Here is a 20,508-nt window from a genome sequence, read left to right as displayed (position 1 = left end):
GAGTCGTCTGTGGCTTCGGGGTGAGGGAATGTGGGTGGACACCCAGTCAGAAGTGTCTCGCTTATGCAAAGTAGGGACGTTCATCGGCCTGTCCTGGGCGTCAGGGTCGGGCGGTCCTCCGTGTAATTCTTCGAGCGATGACGAGAGCGATGCTCAGGATCAGCGTCTACGACGACCGCGATTCCTTCACATCTTCGTTCCCCTCCGTGGTTGAGCATGAGCAGAGCGCAACCAACGTGGCGCGAAGTCCCCTTGAATCGGCCTGCAGGCAGAAAAAGACTACTGCGGAGCAAGGCCGCGCTCGTGCCCCCCCCCGGGACCCGTGGCCCAGCAGTCACGATCGCAATGTGAGGAGAACGCTGATGTCCGACGCCGGCCGTCGAGACGCCGCACAATCGATCACGCTGCCCGACGGCACCGCGATCCGAACCCGGGCGGCGGCCCCCGCCGACCTGGTGCCGGTCCAGGAACTGCATCGCCGTTGCTCGCCGGACAGCCGAGCCCTGCGCTACCACGCGGGCAAGTCCGGGCTCTCACCTGCCGAATGGCGTCAGTTGTCCGCCCCGGAGCGCGGCACCACGTTGGTGACCACTCCGGCCGAGCGCACAGACCACATCATCGCCATGACCAACGTCATGCGCACCGATCAGCGAGGGGTGGGGGAACTCGCGATCCTGGTCGAGGACGCGTGGCAGGCCAGGGGGCTCGGCACCGCGCTGGCGGAACACGCGGCGACCGTCGCCCGCCGCGAGGGACATCACGAGCTGGCCGCCGCGGTGGCGGCGAGCAACAAGCCGATGCTCCATGTCCTGGAGAAACTGGACGCGACGCTGGTCGACGCCACCGGCCCCGTGCTCGACATCCGCATCCCTCTCTAGCCTCTCCGTTCCGGTTGGGGCGATGAGGCGTTGCTGAGGGGCGATTTCGGGACGGCCGGGCCCGAGTGGTCACAGCCCGGGGCCGCGCGGCGAGGACGGAGGTGGCACAGGTGTCGTCCGACCTCATCAGGGGGCCGGCACGAGGTGCCTCCGAACGGGCGACGCGGCCCCACGCGCGGGGCCGAGGAGCCAGGGCGTGGCAAGTCCCGTGTGGAGGGCCCTCCATGCGGCGGGAGCAAGGGTGCGACGCATTCTCGTCATCGACGGCCCTCCGGCCATCGGCAACTACTGCGCCGCCCTGGCGGACGCCTACGCCGAGGGCGCCAGGGCGGGCGGGCACGAGGTCCGGCTGCAACCGCAGGCGGACTACAGGGCGGCGATGACGTCCGCAGAGGTCCTCGGCAGCGAGAACATCGGGAAGTCGTAGGAGATGGCGTTGTCGTGCTCCTCCTGCGATGTGGCGGCGACGCAGTCGGTCAGGGTGATCACCCGGAAGCCGTGCTCGTAACCGGTGCGCATGGTCGACTCGACGCAGCAGTTGGTGAGGAAGCCGCCGAGGATGATCGTGTCGATGCCCTTGCTGCGCAGGATGAAGTCGAGGTTGGTGCTGGCGAAGGTGTCGAGCCCGCGCTTGCCCTCGATGACGATGTCCCCGTTCGCCGGCGTGAGCTCGTCGACGATGGAGGCACCCCACGTGCCCTTGACGAACGCCTTCCCGTCGACGACGCCTTTGAGGATGCCGTACGGGTGGCGGGTCAGCTCGCCGTAGCCTTCCGCGAACGTGATCGGCGCGTGCATGATCGACACTCCGGCCCGCCGGGCGGCGTCGACCAGGGCGACGGTGTTGGCGAGCATGCCGGTGCGCCGCATGACGTCGGCGACCGCGTCGTGCAGCACGCCTCCGACGCTGGTGAACTCGTTCTGGTACTCGATGAGCACGATCGCGGTCCTGGCCGGGTCGAGCTGGAGCTTCTCGGTCATGGCGACACCTGACTTCCGCGTCCTTGAGGGAGTGGCCCTCTGTGTCCTGGGGCACAGCGAGAAGCACCCTAGTTGCTTGTCCGACAAACAGACAAGTAGCTAGGGTGTGGCCATGACGATCTCACCGGTCTCGCGCGTGCCCCTGAGTCTGGAGGTGGCTCAGCGCCTGCGGGCGGCCATCCTCGACGGCACATTCCCCGCCGACACCGAGCTGCCCACGGAAACGGAACTCGCCCAGTCCTTCGGTGTCGGGCGGTCCACCATCCGCGAGGCGCTGCGGGTGTTGCAGGCACACGGTCTGATCAGCGGAGCGGACACCGTTTCCACCGCGCGTCCGCGCGTCACCCACGAGCGCACGGCGGGTGCGGCGGGCCTGGCGCTGAGCACCGCGCTGCAGGTCGGCGCGATCCCGCTGGCCGACCTGGTGGCGCTGCGCACGCTGCTGGAGGCGGAGGCGATACGGCAGACCACGTCCGTGCCGGAGGCGGCTCGGTCCTGTCTGCTGACCATGGCGACAGCGGTGGACAACGCCGACATCCACACCTTCCACGCCGCGGACGTGGACTTCCACGTGCAGCTCGCCTATGCCGGTGGTAATCAGGCGCTGGGGTTCGTCATCGGGGTGTTGCGCGACTGCATCGCCGGCTACCTGCTCGACGCGCTCGCCGCGGTGGCCGATCGAGGAACGGTGCTCGCGCGTCTGCTGGCCGAACACCAGGCGATCGTCGACGCGCTGGACGCGGGGGAGACCGACCGTGCCGCCGAGTTGGTCGTCGCTCACATCCGCGGTTTCTACGAGCCGGAGACGCCATGACCGAGGTTGCCGATGACGTCGCCGCCGCCCTCGCCGCCGCGCTGCCGGGCCGGGTGGTCACCGACCGGGACGCTATGCAGGCCTACCGCCGTGACCAGTGCCTGTTGGCTCCCGCGGGACGCCCGGCGGCGGTGGTGCGGGCCCGCTCGACCGATGACGTGATCACCACGCTGCGCACGGCCGGCGACCATCACGCCCCGGTGGTGACCCGGGGGGCCGGCACCGGGTTGGCCGGCGCGGCCAATGCGATCGACGGCTGCGTCGTACTCTCGCTCGCCATGATGGACCGGATCCTCGCCCTGGACGTGCCCGGCCGGACGGCAACCGTCGAGCCGGGCGTGCTCACCGGCGATCTCGACGCCCGCGCCCGCGAGCACGGCCTGTGGTATCCGCCGGACCCGGGAAGCAAGGCGATCTCCACCATCGGCGGCAACCTGGCGACCAACGCAGGCGGCATGTGCTGCGCCAAGTACGGGGTCACCGCCGACCATGTCGCCGCGCTGACGGCCGTACTCGCCGATGGCCGCGTGATCCGGACCGGTCCGCCGACCCGTAAGAACGTCACCGGGCTCGACCTCACCCGGCTCCTCGTCGGCTCCGAAGGCACCCTCGCGGTGATCGTGGACGCCACCGTGCGACTGCGGCCGTTCCCGGCGGCAACCGCCACCGTGGTGGCCTCGTTCCCGACGTCCCAACAGGCGGTCGACACCGTGCTGCGGATCGCGTCGGTCGCCGACCCGGCGGCGGTGGAGCTCATGGACCGCACGTGCATGCGCGCCGTCAATCGCCTGACGCGCATGGGACTGGACGAGTCGGCCGGGGCGCTCCTGCTCGTCCAGTGTGACGGGCCGTCCGCCGATCAGGAGGCCACCACCTGCGCCAGGCTGGCCGAGACCGGCGGCGCCACCGAGGTGCTGCACACCGCCGACCCGACGGAAGGCGAGATGTTCATGCAGGCCAGACGAACGGTGTACCCGGCTCTGGAGAGGCTGGGTACCACGTTGCTCGACGACGTCGGTGTCGCGGTCCAGGACCTTCCCCGACTGCTTGACGCGATCGAGCGGATCGCCGCCGACCACGGCGTGCTGATCGGCACCTTCGGCCACGCCGCCGACGGCAACCTGCATCCGACCGTCGTCTACGACGCCACCGACCGTGACGCTGCCGACCGCGCCGGTGCCGCTTTCGACGACATCGTGGCCGCCGCCCTCGCGCTCGGCGGCACGATCACCGGCGAGCACGGCGTGGGCTCGCTCAAGACACGCTACCTCGACGCACAACTCGGCCCCACCGAGCGGGAGTTGATGACCGGCATCAGGGCCGTCTTCGACCCCGGAGGCATCCTCAACCCAGGACGTGGGTACTGAAGCGCGTTCTTCATTCGGCCGATGGCATGTTCCGTGCGGGTACGGACTGTGCGGTGGGCGGTGCAGTCGTCTTCCTCGCCCTTCGGCGGAGCGAACCGTAACCACCACGTGTGATGGCCCACAGAAAGATTGTGCACAACTGAATTGCGGGCTACGTTTGCTGTCAGTACCCCACGACAGGGAGGCGGCACAATGAAGCCCGTCCGCTACGAGGAATACCGTCCCACCGAACGCCCGTCCTACCAGGAGGAGATGGAGGCGGTTGTCGCCCAGGTGGCGCGCCGTACGCGCGCCTCGGTCGAGCGCGAGGCTGTCGGCCGAGCTGTCCGCGCTGCCCATGGAAAGACCTACGGCCTCCTCAGGGCCACGGTCACGGTGGGTGACAACGCAGGCTTCTACGGGCAGGGAATCTTTGCCCGGCCGACCGTGTACGACGCCGTCGTCCGTTACTCGAACGGCTTGGGCCACGACCGCCCCGACCACCAGCTGGGCGCGGCGTGCGGAATGGGCATCAAGTTGTTCGGAGTGGCCGGCCCCTCGCTGCTGGACGACGAGCGAGACAGCGGCACCTTCGACCTCAACCTGATCAACAACGAGGTCTTCTTCGCGAACACCGCCTACGACTACATGGTGATCGAGGATCTGTTCGCCGAACTGCCCGAGGCCCTGGTGGACCCGGCCCGCCGCAAGACCTGGATGGCGGATTTCCTGACCCGCCGACAGACGCTCACCGATCCCGACAGCTGGCTGTGGGACGAACTGCTCGCCATGCTGTCGTTCACTGCCGTCCCGCGCAGGAACCTGCTGTCGTACACCTACAACAGCATGGGCGCCTTCCGGCACGGCGACCACATCGCCAAGATCCGTACCGTGCCGACGGCCGAGTCCCTGGCCTCCCTGACGCACCAGATCGTGGACGTGCGCGCGGACAACGAGGCCTTCCGTCGCACCCTGGTGGCCGAGGCCGTGGAGCGAGACCACTCCTTCGAGCTGCAGGTCCAGCTCAACACCGATCTGGCCCGGATGCCGGTGGACAACACGTCCGTCAAGTGGCCCGAGGACCTGTCCCCCTGGGTGACGGTCGCCCGTGTGGATCTCCCGCGCCAGGACATCGGCGGGAACGACAACCTGGCGGCCGCCGACGCCACGTCGATCACGCCGTGGCGATCACGCGAGGAGCACCGGCCCATCGGCGAGATCCAGCGGGTGCGGCAGGAGGTGTACCGGCGCTCGTCCATCGAAAGGCACCGCATCAACGGACAAGAGCGGCGTGAACCGGCGGGCAGCGCCCAGCTGCTGGACTGAGCTTTCCACTCCGGCCGTGCCCGGACGGTCCGGGCACGGCCGGCGTCGGCCCGGTGTACCGCGGTGCTCGCCCCCATGCGGGGGCAGTCGCCGTTGCCGTGCCGCAGAAGCGCCTTGGCTGTCGGCTCGACGAGGACGACGGCTCGCACAGCAGCCACATCGCCACCTGGTTCCTGGGGCGGTCGCACCGGTCGGCACGGCCGTCACCCTGCAGGTGCGGGGGCCGGTCCGCTGCGGTCCGATCCAACGGCGCCGATGGCCGCCTTGCGCCGCTCCCGCCACCAGGCCGCGACCAGCGCGACCGCGGTACCGCCCACCGCGTAGGCGGCGAGCACCCACCAGGCGATCGATGTGGCGTGCGCGTCGAAGTACACGGTGTTGCGGACCAGCGTGGTGCCCGCGCCCGGCGGCAGTGCCTGTCCGATCGCGCTCCAGAACCCCGGCAGCAGCACCGACGGGTACACCCCGCCCGAGCTCGGGTTGCCCAGCACCACGAACAGCAGGATGGTCACCCCGGTGCCGAGCATGCCCAGCAGCGTCTGCAGCGCGAGTGAGGTCGCCGCCGACGCGAACACCACCAGCGTGCCGATCCCGGTCAGCGCCCAGAAGTGACCGCTCAGTGCGTCGAACACCGGCCCCACGATCACCGCGCCGGCGACCCCGGACACGATCGCGTACAAACCCAGCACCGCCAGCCTGATCGTGATCCGGTGCTGGTTGGCCGGTCGTGAACCGGCGGACATATTCATGATCGTCGCCGTCAGATAGCCGCCGATCACCCAGCCGAGCACCAGGTAGAAGGAGGTCATGCCGCGCCCGTCGCCGCTGTTCGGGGCTCGGATGTCGGTGACCGCGACCTGCCGCTTCTGCCCGGCCTCGATCCTCTGGGCGAGCTGTGAGGCGGTCTGTGACACCGAGGGGCCGCCCGCCGAGGCGACCAGCAGGGTGTCCTTCGTGCCGGTCGCGTTGAACAGGAACGCGGCGTCCGCCCTACGGTCCATGATCCGCTGCCGGGCGGCGGACTCGTCGGCGGCGGCGGTCGCCTTCACCGGGTCGCCGTCGAGCCCGTTGAGCTTGGCCACGATCTGCGCTGACGCCTGCCCCGGGGCCACGACCGCCACCGGAATCCGGTGCGGGGTGGGGGAGTGGAACGCGCCCAGGTAGGAGACGGTGAAGGCGAGTTGGATCAGCAGGCCGCCGAGTACGAGCCCAAAGGCGCGGAAGCCGATGGCGTCCCGCAGTTCGGCCAGGAAACCCCCGGCTGGGGCGGCGGAGGTGGAGGGAGAATCGGCGCTCATGGCGCGCATGTACCCCGAATGACCCAGAACACCGAACGCGCAGTGCATGTCACGGGACTCACCTGACAACGGCTGACACGGTGACGACGGCGCAGACCGCTCCGCTGGAATCGGCCTGCAGGCACAGCTGAACATCGCCGTACGTCCGCTGACCGTTGCCGTAGAACCGGGCCAGTGCTGCGCTCTTGGGTGGCTGCCGGTGCGGCGAGGGACGCACCGGTCAGGGCGATGGCCGCAGCGCCGACCCCGATGGCGACGCGACACCTCAACACCAGGGCCTCTTGCCACTCGCTGGACTCGACAACCGCGAGCTACCAGGAGGCCCTTCCTTCATGCCTCCGCACCGGGCAACTCACCCGAACCAGCACCCCGTTCGCAGCGAACCGACCACGCGGGCGGATGGAGAACAGCCAGTGAGAGCACGACGCCTGCTTCGGGGGTACGCAGGGCTCGGTCAGCCGACCTTGAGGAGGCCGGCGTCGACGACCTTGCGGCCGAAGGGGCTCGCGAGTTCGGCGAGGCGTTCGCAGTCGGCGTCGCCCAGCGCGGCGTAGGCGGGAAGGGCCAGGCGGTCGGTGCGGTCCTCGATGTGCTGGCGCAGGCGACCGCCTTCCGGGCTGAGGGCATCGCCGTCGAGGAGACCTCGCGAGCGCAGGCGCTCCGCGGTGTCGGCCCACTCGTCCGCGGGCCATGCGCGGCTCGCCTTGAGGAAGTCGACGGGAACCTCACCAGTGGCAGCGTGCAGAATCAGAGACTCCAAGCCCCCTAGGCCCTCGCTCAGCAGGCACGCGACGTGGCCGTCTCCACGGAACTCCCGAAGCAGTGTCTGGGCGTGCCACAGTTGCAGTACCGGTTCCTCCGGCCAGGGCAGCGCGGCATGTGCGGCGAACAGCGGGCGGCCCTGTACGTGTTCGCAGGCGGCCTCGACGGCCCTGCGGGTCAACGCCACGACCTCGCCCAGGGCCGGGAGTTCGTGGATCTCCGCGCGTCGCAGAGCCTCGCTCGCGGCGGCGTGCCGCGCGTCCAGCACCTGCTGCGGCGTCGCCGCATCCCAGGCCCCGTCGATCGCCTTCCGTACGAAACCGGGGTTGAAGTTGTAGAAGGTCGAGATCACCAGATCGGCAGATGCTCGGCCGAAGGCGGCGCTCCGGGAGGCGAAGTACCCGGCACGTCCGCTGAGTCCGAGGTCCGCGTACCGTCGCCTTGCCTCGGGGGCGAAGTAGATCATGGCGTGTACGGGCTCGAGTCGGCGCCAGGCTGCTCGCGCTGTCTTCACAAGGTCACCTCTTCTGAGAGTCGACAGACGTGGTACTCGCTGTTGTTCCGTGCTCGCCGTGCGCTCGCAGATGTTCGAGCAGCAGGCGGCTCAGCGTCTCGGGCGCTTCCTCGGGGACCCAGTGGCTGACGCCCTTCAGGATTTCGAATCGGTACGGCCCGTTGACCCACCGCCCCGTCTCCTGCGCGGCCACTGGGCCGAACGCGCTGTCCTCCGTGCTCCAGACGTACAGCGTCGGCACGTCGATGACGCCGATCGCGTCGTCGGGGCGGCCGGCCCGGTACCAGTTCAGCGCCGCGGTGAGAGCGCCCGGCTGGGACAGGTGCCGCACATAGGCCTCGGCACTGTCCTGCGGGATCTTTCCGGCGTAGGCGGCGCGAAGCGCCTCGGCATCGCCCGCGAGCATGCGCTCTTCGGTAGCGGGCGTTTCGCGCCAGTCGATCATGTACCGCGATCTCTCCCGCTGGTCCGGGTCGGTGCGCAGGGTGCTGGCCAGAGCGCCGGGGTGCGGGGTGGAAACAACCGTCAGAGTACGCACGCGGTCGGGGTGGCCATCGGCGGCCCACCACGCCACCGCGCCTCCCCAGTCATGGCCGACCAGGTCGAAAGCCGCCCAGCCCAGTTCCTCTGCGATCGCGACGACATCCTCGACCAGGAGGCTGATGCGGTAGGCCTCGGGCCGCTCGGGCCGGGCCCTGGGGGAGTACCCGCGCTGGTCGGGTGCCACCACCCGGTAGCCGTGCTCCGGCAACGCCGCGATCTGCCGTCGCCAGACGAGCCCGGTCTGCGGGAAACCGTGCAGCAGCAGCACGGGGCGGCCCTCGGGCGGACCCGCCACGATCGCGTCGAACACGCCCGCAGCAGTGGAGATGCTCAGCTCGGTCATGTGCTTCGACCCTTCGTACCGACTGGTCGGTCAGCTTTCAGTCGTGGAAGTGGATTGTCAAGGTGAGGGGGTGCGAATCCCCGGCAACCGCAGCCGTGCGCCGTATGACTTCCAGACATGGTTGAACTTGACGCCGACTTCAACTATAAACGGCCGGGAGGTTGGCTCCCGTCCGCCGCACGGGCCGCGGCGCCCGTCGGCGCGCCTCACGGTGCTCCGGATTCCAGCCCTGAAGCTCCCGGACGACCGGGACGGACAGGAAGAAGTGAGGCGACATGAGGGAAGCAGTCATCGTTTCGACGGCAAGGACGCCGATCGGAAAGGCGTACCGCGGTGCGTTCAACGACACCCAGGCGCAGCAACTTGCCGCCCACGCCCTCTCGCACGCGGTGCAGCGCGCCGGGCTCGAGGGGGGCGAGGTCGAGGATGTGATCTTCGGCTGCGCCGTGCAGCAGGGGTCCTCAGGTGGCAACGTCGCCCGCCAGGCGGCCCTCCGTGCCGGTCTTCCGGACACCGTGTCCGGGATGACGATCGACCGGCAGTGTTCGTCGGGCCTGATGGCGATCGCGACGGCCGCCAAGCAGATCGTCGGCGACGGCATGCAGGTCGCTGTCGGCGGTGGTGTCGAGTCGATCTCCTTGGTGCAGAACGACCGGATGAACACCCACCGCATGGCGGACCCCTGGCTGGTCGAGCACAAGCCGAGCATCTACATGCCGATGTTGCACACGGCGGAGATCGTCGCCGAACGCTACGGCGTGAGCCGGGAACGCCAGGACGAGTTCGCGCTGGTGTCACAGCAGCGCACCGCAGCGGCGCAGGAAGCCGGGCGGTTCGACCAGGAGATCGTCCCGCTCACCGGTGTCAAGAAGGTCCTGGACAAGCAGTCCGGGGAGGTGCGGGACGAGGCCGTGACCCTGACCCAGGACGAGGGCAACCGCCCGTCGACCACCCTCCAGGGCCTGGCAGCACTGGCGCCGGTGCTGCCGGACGGCCAGGTGACCGCGCAGTCCAGCGTGACGGCGGGCAACTCCTCGCAGCTGTCGGACGGGGCTTCGGCGTCGGTGTTGATGGAGTCCAAGGAAGCCGAGCGCCGCGGACTGGAGCCGCTGGGCGTGTACCGGGGCATGGCCGTCGCGGGTTGCGGGCCGGACGAGATGGGGATCGGTCCGGTGTTCGCCATTCCGAAGCTGCTGAAGCAGCACGACCTCACCATCGACGACATCGGTCTGTGGGAACTGAACGAGGCGTTCGCGTCCCAGGCGCTGTACTGCCGCGACGAATTGGACATCGACCCGGAGCGGTTCAACGTCGACGGCGGCGGGATCTCGGTCGGCCATCCGTACGGAATGACCGGCGCCCGCCTGGTGGGGCACGCCCTGATCGAGGGCAAGCGTCGCGGCGTCCGGTATGTGGTGATCTCGATGTGTGTCGGTGGCGGAATGGGCGCAGCCGGGCTGTTCGAGGTCGCCTGAGGTCCGCGTCCCGCCGGCTGCGCGCCGGCGGCAAGGGCTCCGATGGTGAAGCCGACGGAACGCGGCTGCCGTTGGCCGGTGGGAAGTCGGCCGCGAGAGAGGGTGTGACTACTGTGTCCAGCGTGACGGAAAAGGCCCGAACCGCGGTCCTCGTGGACTTCGGCGGGGTCATCACTTCCAGCGTGTTGCGGGCTTTCACCGACTTCGGCGCCTCGCTCGGCGGTGACCCCCGCCTGCCGCTGGACCTCCTCAGCCGGGACCAGGCATCACGCACCCTCCTGGCCGACCACGAGTCCGGCCGCATCGACGCGGAAGCCTTCGAGCGAGGGTTCGCCGAGCGTCTCCGTGCCCACGGCGCCGATGTACGGGCGGAGGGGCTCACGGCCCGGATGCAGGCGGGAATGACGATCGACCAGGACATGCTCGCCCTGCTCGGTGATCTCCGCGCCGCCCGGTACCCCGTTGCGGTGGTATCCAACTCGTTCGGAACCGGAACCTACGACGGCGTCGACCTGGCCGCTGTGGCCGACGCGGTCGTCATCTCCGGGGAGGTCGGGATCCGCAAGCCTTCCCGGCGGATCTACGCGATTGCCTGTGAACGCCTCGGTGTCACCCCGGAGGAGGCAGTCATGATCGACGATCTGCAGCAGAACCTCGACGGAGCGGCACGGATCGGAGTCGGGGGCGTGCTGCACACCAGTGCCCCCGACACCCGCCGCCAACTCGCCGAACGCTTCAGGATCACCGTCTGACCGATCGACGGATCGACCCGTCGCGGGAGATCCCGTCATGCCCCGGATCGACACCGTGAGCAGGTCGAGGACAGCGGACTTCCGCTCGATCCGAAGACCTGAACCGACGCCCTCGTCACGCCTGCTGACGGACGGTGGGATCCGTACCGAATCACCTGCTCACTTCCCCGGAAGGCACCGCCCATGGTCAGTGTTCTCCACCCGGTCTGCCGCCACGCGGCTGCGACTCCCGACGCCATCGCGCTGCGCGGCGGCGCGGATCAGTGGACCTACCGGCAGTTGCGCGACGCGAGCGTTCGCTACGCGGGCGCCCTGACCGCCGCGGGTCTGTCGCCCGGGGACCGGGTGCTGCTGGCCGCGCCGTCGGTGCCCGAGTTCGTGGTGGCCTACCTCGGGATACAGGCCGCGGGCTGTGTCGTGGTGCCGGTCAACACGATGTCCACCCGTGCCGAGGCCGAGTACGTTCTCGGCGACGCCGGATGCTCCTTGGCGATCACATGGCACGCCCTGGGCCCCGCCGTCGCGGAGGCCGCCTCGGCGCTCGAGGTGCCCTCTTGGACGCTGTCGCCGGGCGCGACGGTCACCGAGACCGCCCTCGGCCGCGTCGTCGACCGGGACCGCGACGAGACCGCGGCCATTCTGTACACCTCGGGTACGACAGGGCGACCGAAGGGTGCCCAGCTCACGGTCGGAAACCTGTTGTCCGCAGGGGAGATCGGCGCGGAGTGCAGCCGCGCATCGAGCTCCGACCGTACGGGCACCGGACTCCCGCTGTTCCACGTGTTCGGGCAGGCGGCGGTCATGATGGCGACGTTGACCGCGGGCGGTTCCATGTCGTTGCTGGCCCGATTCGACCCGGTGTCGATGCTGGAGATGCTGCGTCGCGACCGGCTGACCATCATGGCCGGCGTACCGACCATGTGGAACGCGATGCTGCACGCCGCGGGCGATGCGAACCCGGCGGACTTCGCCCAACTCCGTGTCGCCGTCTCCGGTGGCGCGTCGCTGCCCGGAGAGATCGCCCGGGCTTTCGAGGCCCGCTTCGGCTGCACCATCCTCGAAGGCTACGGACTCACCGAGACCACCGCGTTCGGCACCTTCAACGACCTCGACCGCGGTGGCAAGACCGGGTACACCGGCCGGGCGGTCCCGGGGATGCAGGTCCAGGTGCGCGACATCGAGGGCGACGAGTGCCCGCCGGGCACCGTCGGCGAGGTGCACATCAAGGGACCCACGGTGATGCGCGGCTACTGGAACCGCCCCGCGGACACCGCAGCGGCAATCTCCCCCGACGGCTGGTTCCGGACCGGCGACCTGGGCGAAACCGACGCAGACGGCGACCTGCGCATCGTCGACAGGGTCAAGGACCTGATCATCCGGGGCGGCTACAACGTCTACCCCGGTGAGGTCGAGGAAGTTCTCTACGAGCACCCGGACATCATCGAGGCAGCCGTGATCGGCGTTCCCGACGACCACTACGGCGAGGAGGTCGCCGCGCTCGTCGCCACCAGGCCCGGTTCCGATCTCAGTGCCGGGGAGCTGTCGGCCTGGACACGAGAGCGACTGTCCGCCTACAAGATCCCGCGCATCATCCGGTTCGTCGACGCGCTGCCCAAGGGCCCGAGCGGGAAGATCCTGAAGCGTTCCATCGACCGTACGGAGCTGACCCGCGACCCCGCGCTCGGTGACGTACCCGCTCGCCGGCACTGACCGTCGGTCGGCGTGCGCGGCGCCAGTCGGCGCTTGGCGACTGGCTGCAGCGCATAACGGAGACGTTGGCCAAACACGACGCCGACCGCCCCGAGGCGCCGTCCGCGCCGTTCCGGTCAACCTCATCGTGCACAGGACCACCTCACGCCTGGCGGAGGACCTCTCGACCGTCGCGGAGTTCGAGGTGCCGATCGGCATCGCCTCTCTCGGCGTCCGGGCCGATGTCAACGGCGCGGTACGTCCCGCGGCAGCGGTCGTCGAGCGCCTCGCCCGTGAGTACGCCGAGGCGAAAAAGCGGTTCCACGAGGGTGTAATCGAGTTATGAGGCCGGCGTCGGATTCAAGTATCCTTCCGAGGATGGACACCACTGCGCCCGAGGACAGCGAGAAGGCACCTCCGGTGGCGCCCCCCACGCCACTTCGCGAGCCGCCGACGACGACGCGCGGAGCACGGACACGCGCCGCATTGGTGAAGGCCGCGCGCAAGGTGTTCGAGCGGGACGGCTACCTCGACGCCCGCCTCGCCGACATCACCAAAGAAGCCGGATGTGCGTCGGGGTCCTTCTACACCTACTTCACCAACAAGGAAGAGGTGCTTGCCGCCGTCCTCCTGGAGGCGCAGGAGGACATGCTGCACCCCGGCATGGGCCGGGTGGAGGATACCGACGATCCGTATGCGGTGCTCGAGGCGAGCAATCGGGCCTATCTCAGGGCGTACCGCCGGAACGCCAAGCTGATGGGACTGCTTGAGCAGGTCGCACAGGTGGAGCCGGAGTTCCGAGAGTTCCGAAGCCGCCGCTCGGATGCGTTCATTCGCCGCAATGCCCGCGGCATCGCGGACCTGCAGGCGCGGGGTGTCGCAGACCGTGAGGTCGATCCGATGATGGCCTCCCGGGCGCTCTCGAGCATGGTCAGCGCCATGGCCTACAACGCCTTCGTGCTCGGCGACAGGCAAGAAGAAGGTACGTCAGTGGACTTCGAGGAACTCGTGTCCACGGTCACCCGGCTCTGGGCGAACGCCCTCCGGTTCCCCGGCCACCGCTGATCCCGCCGTAGCGCCTGCCGCGGGGAGCGCCGCCGGCGAAGGCCGGGCGGCGCTGGTCCCGGCGCCAGGGACCGGCTGCAGCCGTTCATCCTGCCCGACCTCTGCCGTGTAGTGATTCACGCCCTACTGTTGAAGTTGACGTCAGATTCAATTATACAGTGGGACGGAGACCACGGTCGCGTCAGCACCAGGGACGGGCCCCGGCACTGCACACCCCGCCATGGAGAGGGTTCGCTGTGAACGTTGCACAGAGAGTCGCCATCGTCACCGGTGGGGGCGGCGGCATAGGCGGCGCGCTGGTAGAACGACTCGCTCGCGAGGGTGCCCGGGTCGTCGTCGCAGACCTCGACGCCGACACCGCGCGGACGGCATCCAGGAGAGTCAACGCCCACCATCCGGGAAGCACCGTCAGCGCCGGCGCGGACGTGTCGGACACCGCCCAGATCCAGCAGTTGATCGACCTGGCGGAGAGCGCGTTCGGTCCGGTGGACCTCTACTTCGCGAACGCGGGCGTCGCCGGGGCACCGGGCCTCGACGCGGGCGAGCAGGACTGGGACCTCTCGATCGACGTGAACCTGCGAGCCCACATCCGTGCGGCGAGGCTGCTGGTGCCGCGGTGGCTCGAACGCGGCGAGGGCTACTTCGTCAGCACCGCCTCGGCGGCCGGGCTGCTCACCCAGATCGGTTCCGCCACGTATGCCGTCACCAAGCATGCGGCCGTCGGCTTCGCCGAGTGGCTGAGTATCACCTATGGCGATCGCGGGGTCCGGGTGAGCTGTCTGTGCCCCATGGGGGTGAACACCAGGATGCTGTCTTCCGGGAAGGACTCCGGGGAGGCCCTGGGCAGAGCGGCCACACAGGCCGTCACGTCCGCGGGTGACGTCCTCGAACCGGCCGAGGTCGCCGACGCCGTCCTCGCCGCGATCGAGGACGAGCGCTTCCTGATCCTGCCGCACGAAGAAGTCCTGGACATGTACCGGCAGAAGGGCTCGGACTACGACCGGTGGCTGCGCGGGATGCGGCGCTACCAGAGCTCCCTGACGGCGCAGGCATGACCGGCGTGCCGGGCGAGCTGGTCCTCGCCGAACACCGCGGCCCCGTGCTGGTACTCACGTTCAACCGCCCTGCCAAACTGAATGCCTGGACCGACGAACTCGAAGACCGCTACTTCACGCTGCTCGACTCCGCCGAGGACGACCCGGACGTACGCGCCGTCGTGGTCACCGGCTCCGGACGTGGATTCTGCGCCGGAGCCGACCTCCAGCGGCTGCAGACGGCCGGCGAGGTCTCCGAGGCCGACACGGCGCGACGCCGGCCGCGCGACGTACCGCTGACCCTGCGCAAACCGCTGATCGGTGCGGTCAACGGGGTAGCCGCAGGTCTGGGCATGGTGGAGGCGCTGTACTGCGACGTTCGCTTCGGCTCGCCTTCGGCCCGGTTCACCACGGCATTCGCCCAGCGCGGGCTGATCGCCGAGTACGGGATCTCCTGGCTGTTGCCCCGCCTGGTGGGGCACAGCCGGGCAACGGACCTGTTGCTGTCGAGTCGCATGGTGGAGGCCGAGGAGGCACTGCGTATCGGTCTTCTCGACCACCTGGTCCCCACCGGCAGTGTGGTCGATGCCGCTGTCGCGTACGCCACCGATCTGTCGACGCGCTGCTCCCCGGCATCCATGGCCACCATCAAGAGGCAACTGCGCAACGACGCGGACGGCACCTACGCCGAGTCGGTGACCCGGGCGGAAGGACTCATACTCCAGGCCTTCCGCGGGGCCGATCTCGTCGAAGGCGTGGCCAGCCACCTCGGCAGGCGCCCACCGAATTTTCCCTCCCTCCCAGTCAGGAGTTCAGATGTCCCTGTTTGAGATGTCGGACCGCGCCAAGAAGTACCAGGCGGATCTGCTCGAGTTCATGGACTCGCACATCTACCCCGCAGAGGCGGTGTACCACGAGCAGATGCGCGCGTCGGGCGACCCGCACTTCCAGCCGCCGATCATCGAGGAACTCAAGGCGGAGGCGCGCAAGCGCGGACTGTGGAACCTCTTCCACCCGCACCCCGAGTGGGGGCCGGGGCTGACGAACCTCGAGTACGCGCCGCTGGCGGAGATCATGGGGCGCAGCCACATCGCCCCCGAGGCCTGCAACTGCAATGCTCCCGACACCGGCAACATGGAGGTGCTCACGCTCTTCGGCACCGACGAGCACAAGGAGAAGTACCTCAAGCCCCTGCTCGACGGGACGATGGCCTCGGCCTTCGCGATGACCGAGCCGCGTGTCGCCAGCTCCGACGCCACCAACATCGAGTTGCGGATGGAGCGCGACGGCGACGAGTACGTGCTCAACGGCCGCAAGTGGTTCGCGTCCAACGCCCTGCACCGCAACTGCAAGGTGCTCATCGTCATGGGCAAGACGGATCCCACCGCTGCCCCGCACCGGCAGCAGTCGATGATGGTCGTCCCGATCGACGCCCCCGGGATCACGGTGATGCGCAATCTGCCGGTGTTCGGCTACCAGGACCGTGAGGGCCACGCCGAAATCGACTTCGCCGACGTACGGGTGCCGGCCAAGGACGTGCTCAAGGGCGAGGGTGAGGGTTTCGCGATCAGTCAGGCCCGGCTCGGACCCGGCCGTATCCACCACTGCATGCGGGCGATCGGCGCGGCCGAGCGGGCGCTGGAGCTGATGTGCCGGCGCGCCCAGTCGCGGGTGACGTTCGGCCGTCCGGTTGCCGACCGGTCCAACATCCAGGACTGGATCGCGGAAGCGCGCATCGACATCGAGATGATCCGGCTGCTCACCCTCAAGGCCGCGTATCTGATGGACACGGTCGGGAACAAGGAAGCGCGCACCGAGATCGCCGCCATCAAGGTCGCCGCCCCGAACATCGCGTTGAAGATCGTCGACCGCGCGATCCAGGTGCACGGGGGAGCCGGAGTGACCGACGACTTCCCGTTGGCGATGATGTACGCGCATCTGCGGACGCTGCGGCTGGCGGACGGTCCCGACGAGGTCCACAAGCGGGCCATCGCCACACGCGAACTGCGGCAGTACCGCGACGCCGCCACGGCAGAGGTGAGTTGAGATGGCGGGATTCGATCTCACCGGTCGCACCGCGGTCGTGACCGGAGCCTCGCGCGGTATCGGCCTGGCGATCGCCCAGGCCATCGCCGCGGCCGGCGGAAACGTCGTCCTCACCTCCCGGTCGCAGGAGGCGGCGGACGCCGCAGCGGCCCAGGTCAAGGGCACGGCGATGGGCGTCGGTGCGCACGCGGTCGACGAAGAGGCGGCCCGGCGTTGTGTGGATCTAACGCTCGAGCGCTTCGGAAGCCTCGACATCCTTGTCAACAACGCGGGCACCAACCCGGCCTACGGGCCGGTCATCGACCAGGACCACGGTCGGTTCGCCAAGACCTTCGACGTGAACCTGTGGGCGCCCGTCCTGTGGACGGGTCTGGCCACGCGGGCCTGGATGGGCGAGCACGGCGGAGCGGTCGTCAACACCGCATCGGTGGGCGGCATGGCCACCGAGGCGAACATCGGGCTGTACAACGCCTCCAAGGCCGCACTGATCCATCTCACGAAGCAGCTGGCCCTGGAACTCTCTCCGAAGGTTCGCGTCAATGCGGTGGCACCGGGTGTGGTGCGCACGAAGCTGGCCGAGGCCCTGTGGAAGGAGCACGAGCAGGCCGTGTCCGCCTCGATGGCGCTGGGCCGCATAGGGGAGCCCGCCGACATCGCCTCGGCGGTCGCCTTCCTCGTCTCGGACGCGGCGAGCTGGATCACCGGCGAAACCCTGGTGATCGACGGTGGGCAACTGCTCGGTGACGCGCTCCCGTTCAGGCAAGGTGCCGGCACCGGTGTCTAGCGCGGACATCGTCGGAATCGACGCCGGGGCGGTGAGCCGCTGGTTCGAGACCCTCGGCGTCGACTTCGCCGGGCCGCCTGTCTTCGACCGGATCGGGCTCGGTCAGTCGAATCTGACCTACCTGGTACGGGACCAGGACGGCCGCAGGTGGGTGCTGCGGCGCCCACCGCTGGGTCGCCTGCTGGCGTCGGCGCACGACGTGGCCCGCGAGGCGCGGATTCTGACCGCGCTGGAGGACACCGCCGTCCCGACTCCGCGGGTGCTCGGTCTGATCGACGATCCTGCCGTGACGGACGTCCCGCTGCTGCTCATGGAGTTCGTGGACGGCCAGGTCGTCGACAGGATGTCGATCGCGCGGTCGTTGACGCCAGACCACCGCCGGGCGATCGGGATGTCGTTGCCGCGGACGCTGGCGAAGATACACGCGGTCGATCTCGACGTGACCGGGCTGACCGGTCTGGCCAGCCACAAGCCGTACGCGCAACGTCAGCTCAAGCGGTGGTCGGCCCAGTGGGAGAGGTCCAGGACCCGCGAACTGCCCGCCCTTCAGGACCTCACCCGGCGCCTCGTCGCGGCCGTCCCGGAGCAGCGTGAACTGACACTCGTGCACGGCGACTTCCATCTGCGCAACGTCATCACCTCCTACGACAGCGGGGAGGTGACCGCGGTGCTCGACTGGGAGCTGTCGACGCTGGGGGATCCACTGGCGGACATGGGCAGCCTGCTCGCCTACTGGCCGGCCAAGGGTGAGAACACCTCGGGCGATTTCGTCGCGACCGCTCTCGACGGCTTCCCGACCCGCGAGGAACTCGTGGCGGTCTACTCGGCGGTGTCGGGACGCGACCTGACGGCGCTGGGCTACTGGCACGCGCTGGGACTGTGGAAGGTCGCGATCATCGCGGAGGGCGTCATGCGCCGCGCGATGGACGAACCGCGGAACAAGGCCGCGTCCGGGACTCCGACTGCAGAGCGCATCGACGCACTGGTGGCGAAGGCCCACGAGGTGGCGGACACGGCAGGTATCTGACCCGACCGCCTGCCCACCGGGCTTTGACACTCACGCCTACAGGAAAGAAGCGGTGATGAGGCAGACAGTCATCCTGTCGACAGCGCGTAAACCTGGCCGCCTACGAGGCCCCGCGGACCGTCAGCATCCGGACGTGCTGCCTAAGACCACCAGCGGCAAGATCCTGCCCCGTGAACTGCGCGGGGCGACGTCCGCGTGACCAGCGAGAGGAGCCGAAGCATGGCCGGCCTGCCAGAGGTCCTGGCCCTCGACGAGATCGGGCCGGACCGGTTCCGTTCCGGCCCGATCCCCAGCGAGTGGACGCGGACGTTCGGTGGCCAGATCGCCGCCCAGTCGCTGATGGCCGCGGCGCGTACCCTCGACCGGTCGTACTCGGCTCACTCGCTGCACGGGTACTTCCTGCGGCCCGGCCGTCCTCACGAGCCGACCGACCATCTGGTCGAGCGGATCCGCGACGGCGGCAGCTTCTGCACCCGCCGGGTGACCGCAGTTCAGGCGGGGGAGGCGATCTTCACGGTGACGGCGTCGTTCCATCGCGGGAACGAAGGGTTCTCCCACCAGGTGGGCATGCCGGTGGTGACGGCACCTGACGACATCCCGGAGTCCGACCACATCAACGGCTGGGGCATGCCGCGGCCCGCGGAGTGGGGCGACTGGGAGATGCGATGGGTGCCGAGGGGCGAGATCGGCCACGTCCCGGGGGCGCCGCCCTGCCAGCGAGTGTGGATCCGGTACGGGCGTCCGCTGCCGGACGACGGTGCCGTCCACGCCTGCGCACTGACCTATCTCAGCGACATGGCACTGCTGGGCTCCGCGCGGCTGCCACATCCCCGAACCGCCGTACAGGGCGCGTCGTTGGACCATTCGCTGTGGTTCCTGCGTCCCTTCCGCGCCGACGAGTGGCTGCTGTACGACCAGGTCTCCCCGTCGGCCGAGCACGGCCGGGCGCTCACCCGCGGAAGGCTGTTCGACACGGGCGGGCGTCTGGTGGCCGCCGTCGCGCAGGAGGGACTCATGCGGCTTCCAGAGCACGTGCGGTCTCGGGGTCGGTGAGGACGTAGTCGGGCGCGACGCAGGTCTGCCCGGCGTGGAGGAACGTCCCGGCCGCCAGGCGGGCGGCGACGCTGTTCAGGCGCTCAGATCCCGCGGAGCAGCATAGAGATCAGCCGGTCGAAGCCGTCATCGACAGCCGCCTGTTCTGAGTCGGTGAGCGCGATTGCTGCCCGCATGCGCTGAAGGTTGTCCTTCACCCCAGGTGAGTCCGGCGCCTCCGCCGGGAACGCGAAGGAACGTGAGGACTGCGCCAACGGCCTCGGTGTAGAGCGCGCGGGCCTCAGGGTCGCTCCTTCTCCAGTAGCGTCACACAGCGTCCCAGCAGGCCGATCAGAGCCTCGCGCTCCTCGTCCGTGAACTCCGCGGCCAGGGCCCGCTCCACCCGAACGGCCCGCGCATCGGCGTCGGCCATCACGGCACGTCCCTGCTCGGTCAGGCGGGTCTCGAGAACGTTGCGGTGCCACTCGTGCGGGGTGCGCTCGATCAGGGCACGGCCTTGGAGGTTGTTCAGCACCGTGTTCATGGTCGGTGGCGTCACCCCGCACAGCCGGGCGAGGGCCGCGGCCGAGATACCCGGGTTACCCGCGAGGTGGACCAGCGCCGAGTACTGCGCGACGGTCAGGCCCGCCGGCTTCAGCACCGCGGTCTTGGTCGCATTGAGGGCCTGCTCGGCCCGCTTGATGTGGGAGCCGAGACGCTCGGACACGGGCATGGACGTCATCCACGCATGGTATCGAGCACTTCATAGATGACCCTCCTCCCATCGGTTACTGCATTG

21 protein-coding genes and 1 pseudogene are annotated in these 20,508 nt (G+C 69.2%); 16 read left to right on the top strand and 6 right to left on the bottom strand.

The genetic code is table 11. The features are described from left to right. Window positions 1-362 precede the first annotated feature (362 nt). Window positions 363-878 carry a GNAT family N-acetyltransferase gene (locus tag ABZ923_RS12100; protein ID WP_361470051.1) on the top strand — a complete coding sequence of 172 codons (516 nt, stop codon included), beginning with the start codon at window positions 363-365 and terminating at the stop codon, window positions 876-878. Window positions 879-1,119: 241 nt separating this feature from the next. Beyond that, window positions 1,120-1,305: a hypothetical protein gene (locus ABZ923_RS12095; protein ID WP_361470050.1), complete on the top strand. Its 186-nt coding sequence runs from the start codon at window positions 1,120-1,122 to the stop codon at window positions 1,303-1,305. Here ABZ923_RS12095 and ABZ923_RS12090 read toward each other — a convergent pair. Continuing rightward, entirely contained in the window at window positions 1,245-1,859 is a 615-nt protein-coding gene (locus tag ABZ923_RS12090) for an isochorismatase family cysteine hydrolase (protein WP_361470048.1), read from the bottom strand. The two genes, ABZ923_RS12095 and ABZ923_RS12090, sit on opposite strands and share 61 nt — an antisense overlap. Before the next feature lie 112 nt (window positions 1,860-1,971). Here ABZ923_RS12090 and ABZ923_RS12085 point away from each other — a divergent pair, with 112 nt between their 5' ends. Continuing rightward, entirely contained in the window at window positions 1,972-2,673 is a 702-nt protein-coding gene (locus ABZ923_RS12085; RefSeq protein WP_361470046.1) for a GntR family transcriptional regulator, read from the top strand. Further along, a complete protein-coding gene (locus ABZ923_RS12080) occupies window positions 2,670-4,040 on the top strand; it encodes an FAD-linked oxidase C-terminal domain-containing protein (protein ID WP_361470044.1) in 1,371 nt (456 codons plus the stop codon). Before ABZ923_RS12085 ends, ABZ923_RS12080 begins: the two co-directional genes overlap by 4 nt. A gap of 5 nt (window positions 4,041-4,045) precedes the next feature. Here ABZ923_RS12080 and ABZ923_RS12075 read toward each other — a convergent pair. Beyond that, a pseudogene (locus ABZ923_RS12075) lies at window positions 4,046-4,126 on the bottom strand (IS5/IS1182 family transposase); the annotation flags it as partial. A 106-nt stretch (window positions 4,127-4,232) separates the two neighbouring features. On the opposite strand from ABZ923_RS12075, the gene ABZ923_RS12070 reads away from it, so the two are divergent. Continuing rightward, complete coding sequence (locus tag ABZ923_RS12070) at window positions 4,233-5,345, top strand: catalase family protein (RefSeq protein ID WP_361470043.1); 1,113 nt, start codon at window positions 4,233-4,235, stop codon at window positions 5,343-5,345. A 203-nt stretch (window positions 5,346-5,548) separates the two neighbouring features. Here ABZ923_RS12070 and ABZ923_RS12065 read toward each other — a convergent pair whose 3' ends face one another. The 3 genes from ABZ923_RS12065 to ABZ923_RS12055 all read right to left on the bottom strand — a co-directional run bounded on the left by ABZ923_RS12065 (window position 5,549) and on the right by ABZ923_RS12055 (window position 8,805). Continuing rightward, window positions 5,549-6,643 (bottom strand): DUF3533 domain-containing protein, encoded by a 1,095-nt coding sequence (locus ABZ923_RS12065; RefSeq protein WP_361470041.1) that lies wholly within the window; start codon window positions 6,641-6,643, stop codon window positions 5,549-5,551. 454 nt (window positions 6,644-7,097) lie between these two features. After that, complete coding sequence (locus ABZ923_RS12060; RefSeq protein ID WP_361470040.1) at window positions 7,098-7,871, bottom strand: hypothetical protein; 774 nt, start codon at window positions 7,869-7,871, stop codon at window positions 7,098-7,100. Between the two features lie 52 nt (window positions 7,872-7,923). Continuing rightward, window positions 7,924-8,805 carry an alpha/beta hydrolase gene (locus tag ABZ923_RS12055; RefSeq protein WP_361470038.1) on the bottom strand — a complete coding sequence of 294 codons (882 nt, stop codon included), beginning with the start codon at window positions 8,803-8,805 and terminating at the stop codon, window positions 7,924-7,926. Between the two features lie 275 nt (window positions 8,806-9,080). Between ABZ923_RS12055 and ABZ923_RS12050 the strand changes: the two genes are divergently transcribed. The 11 genes from ABZ923_RS12050 to ABZ923_RS12000 all read left to right on the top strand — a co-directional run bounded on the left by ABZ923_RS12050 (window position 9,081) and on the right by ABZ923_RS12000 (window position 19,730). After that, the gene (locus ABZ923_RS12050; protein WP_361470036.1) at window positions 9,081-10,280 is read left to right on the top strand and encodes an acetyl-CoA C-acyltransferase; all 1,200 of its coding nucleotides are present in this window, start codon (window positions 9,081-9,083) and stop codon (window positions 10,278-10,280) included. Window positions 10,281-10,402: 122 nt separating this feature from the next. After that, window positions 10,403-11,032, top strand: a complete 630-nt coding sequence (locus tag ABZ923_RS12045) for an HAD family phosphatase (RefSeq protein ID WP_243769022.1) — start codon at window positions 10,403-10,405, stop codon at window positions 11,030-11,032. Window positions 11,033-11,215: 183 nt separating this feature from the next. Next, window positions 11,216-12,742, top strand: coding sequence for an AMP-binding protein (locus tag ABZ923_RS12040; RefSeq protein ID WP_361470034.1), 1,527 nt, complete (start codon window positions 11,216-11,218; stop codon window positions 12,740-12,742). Window positions 12,743-12,869: 127 nt separating this feature from the next. Then, a complete protein-coding gene (locus ABZ923_RS12035) occupies window positions 12,870-13,067 on the top strand; it encodes a hypothetical protein (RefSeq protein ID WP_361470033.1) in 198 nt (65 codons plus the stop codon). Window positions 13,068-13,099: 32 nt separating this feature from the next. Next, window positions 13,100-13,786: a TetR/AcrR family transcriptional regulator gene (locus ABZ923_RS12030; protein ID WP_361470032.1), complete on the top strand. Its 687-nt coding sequence runs from the start codon at window positions 13,100-13,102 to the stop codon at window positions 13,784-13,786. Window positions 13,787-14,022: 236 nt separating this feature from the next. Further along, window positions 14,023-14,841, top strand: a complete 819-nt coding sequence (locus ABZ923_RS12025) for an SDR family oxidoreductase (protein WP_361470030.1) — start codon at window positions 14,023-14,025, stop codon at window positions 14,839-14,841. Beyond that, the gene (locus ABZ923_RS12020) at window positions 14,838-15,650 is read left to right on the top strand and encodes an enoyl-CoA hydratase-related protein (protein WP_361470028.1); all 813 of its coding nucleotides are present in this window, start codon (window positions 14,838-14,840) and stop codon (window positions 15,648-15,650) included. Before ABZ923_RS12025 ends, ABZ923_RS12020 begins: the two co-directional genes overlap by 4 nt. Next, on the top strand, window positions 15,637-16,866 hold the full coding sequence (locus ABZ923_RS12015; protein WP_361470026.1) for an acyl-CoA dehydrogenase family protein: 1,230 nt from the start codon (window positions 15,637-15,639) through the stop codon (window positions 16,864-16,866). Before ABZ923_RS12020 ends, ABZ923_RS12015 begins: the two co-directional genes overlap by 14 nt. Window position 16,867: 1 nt before the next feature. Beyond that, entirely contained in the window at window positions 16,868-17,650 is a 783-nt protein-coding gene (locus ABZ923_RS12010; RefSeq protein ID WP_361470025.1) for an SDR family oxidoreductase, read from the top strand. Continuing rightward, on the top strand, window positions 17,643-18,677 hold the full coding sequence (locus ABZ923_RS12005; protein ID WP_361470023.1) for a phosphotransferase family protein: 1,035 nt from the start codon (window positions 17,643-17,645) through the stop codon (window positions 18,675-18,677). The genes ABZ923_RS12010 and ABZ923_RS12005 overlap by 8 nt, the downstream gene beginning before the upstream one ends. Before the next feature lie 219 nt (window positions 18,678-18,896). Next, entirely contained in the window at window positions 18,897-19,730 is an 834-nt protein-coding gene (locus ABZ923_RS12000) for an acyl-CoA thioesterase II (RefSeq protein WP_361470022.1), read from the top strand. Window positions 19,731-20,010: 280 nt separating this feature from the next. Here ABZ923_RS12000 and ABZ923_RS11995 read toward each other — a convergent pair whose 3' ends face one another. Further along, the gene (locus ABZ923_RS11995; RefSeq protein WP_361470020.1) at window positions 20,011-20,451 is read right to left on the bottom strand and encodes a MarR family transcriptional regulator; all 441 of its coding nucleotides are present in this window, start codon (window positions 20,449-20,451) and stop codon (window positions 20,011-20,013) included. Window positions 20,452-20,508: the final 57 nt, after the last annotated feature.

The sequence above is a fragment of the Streptomyces sp. NPDC046881 genome (assembly GCF_040645015.1).
Lineage (GTDB): Bacteria > Actinomycetota > Actinomycetes > Streptomycetales > Streptomycetaceae > Streptomyces.
This window is presented reverse-complemented; position numbering and strand designations above follow the sequence as displayed.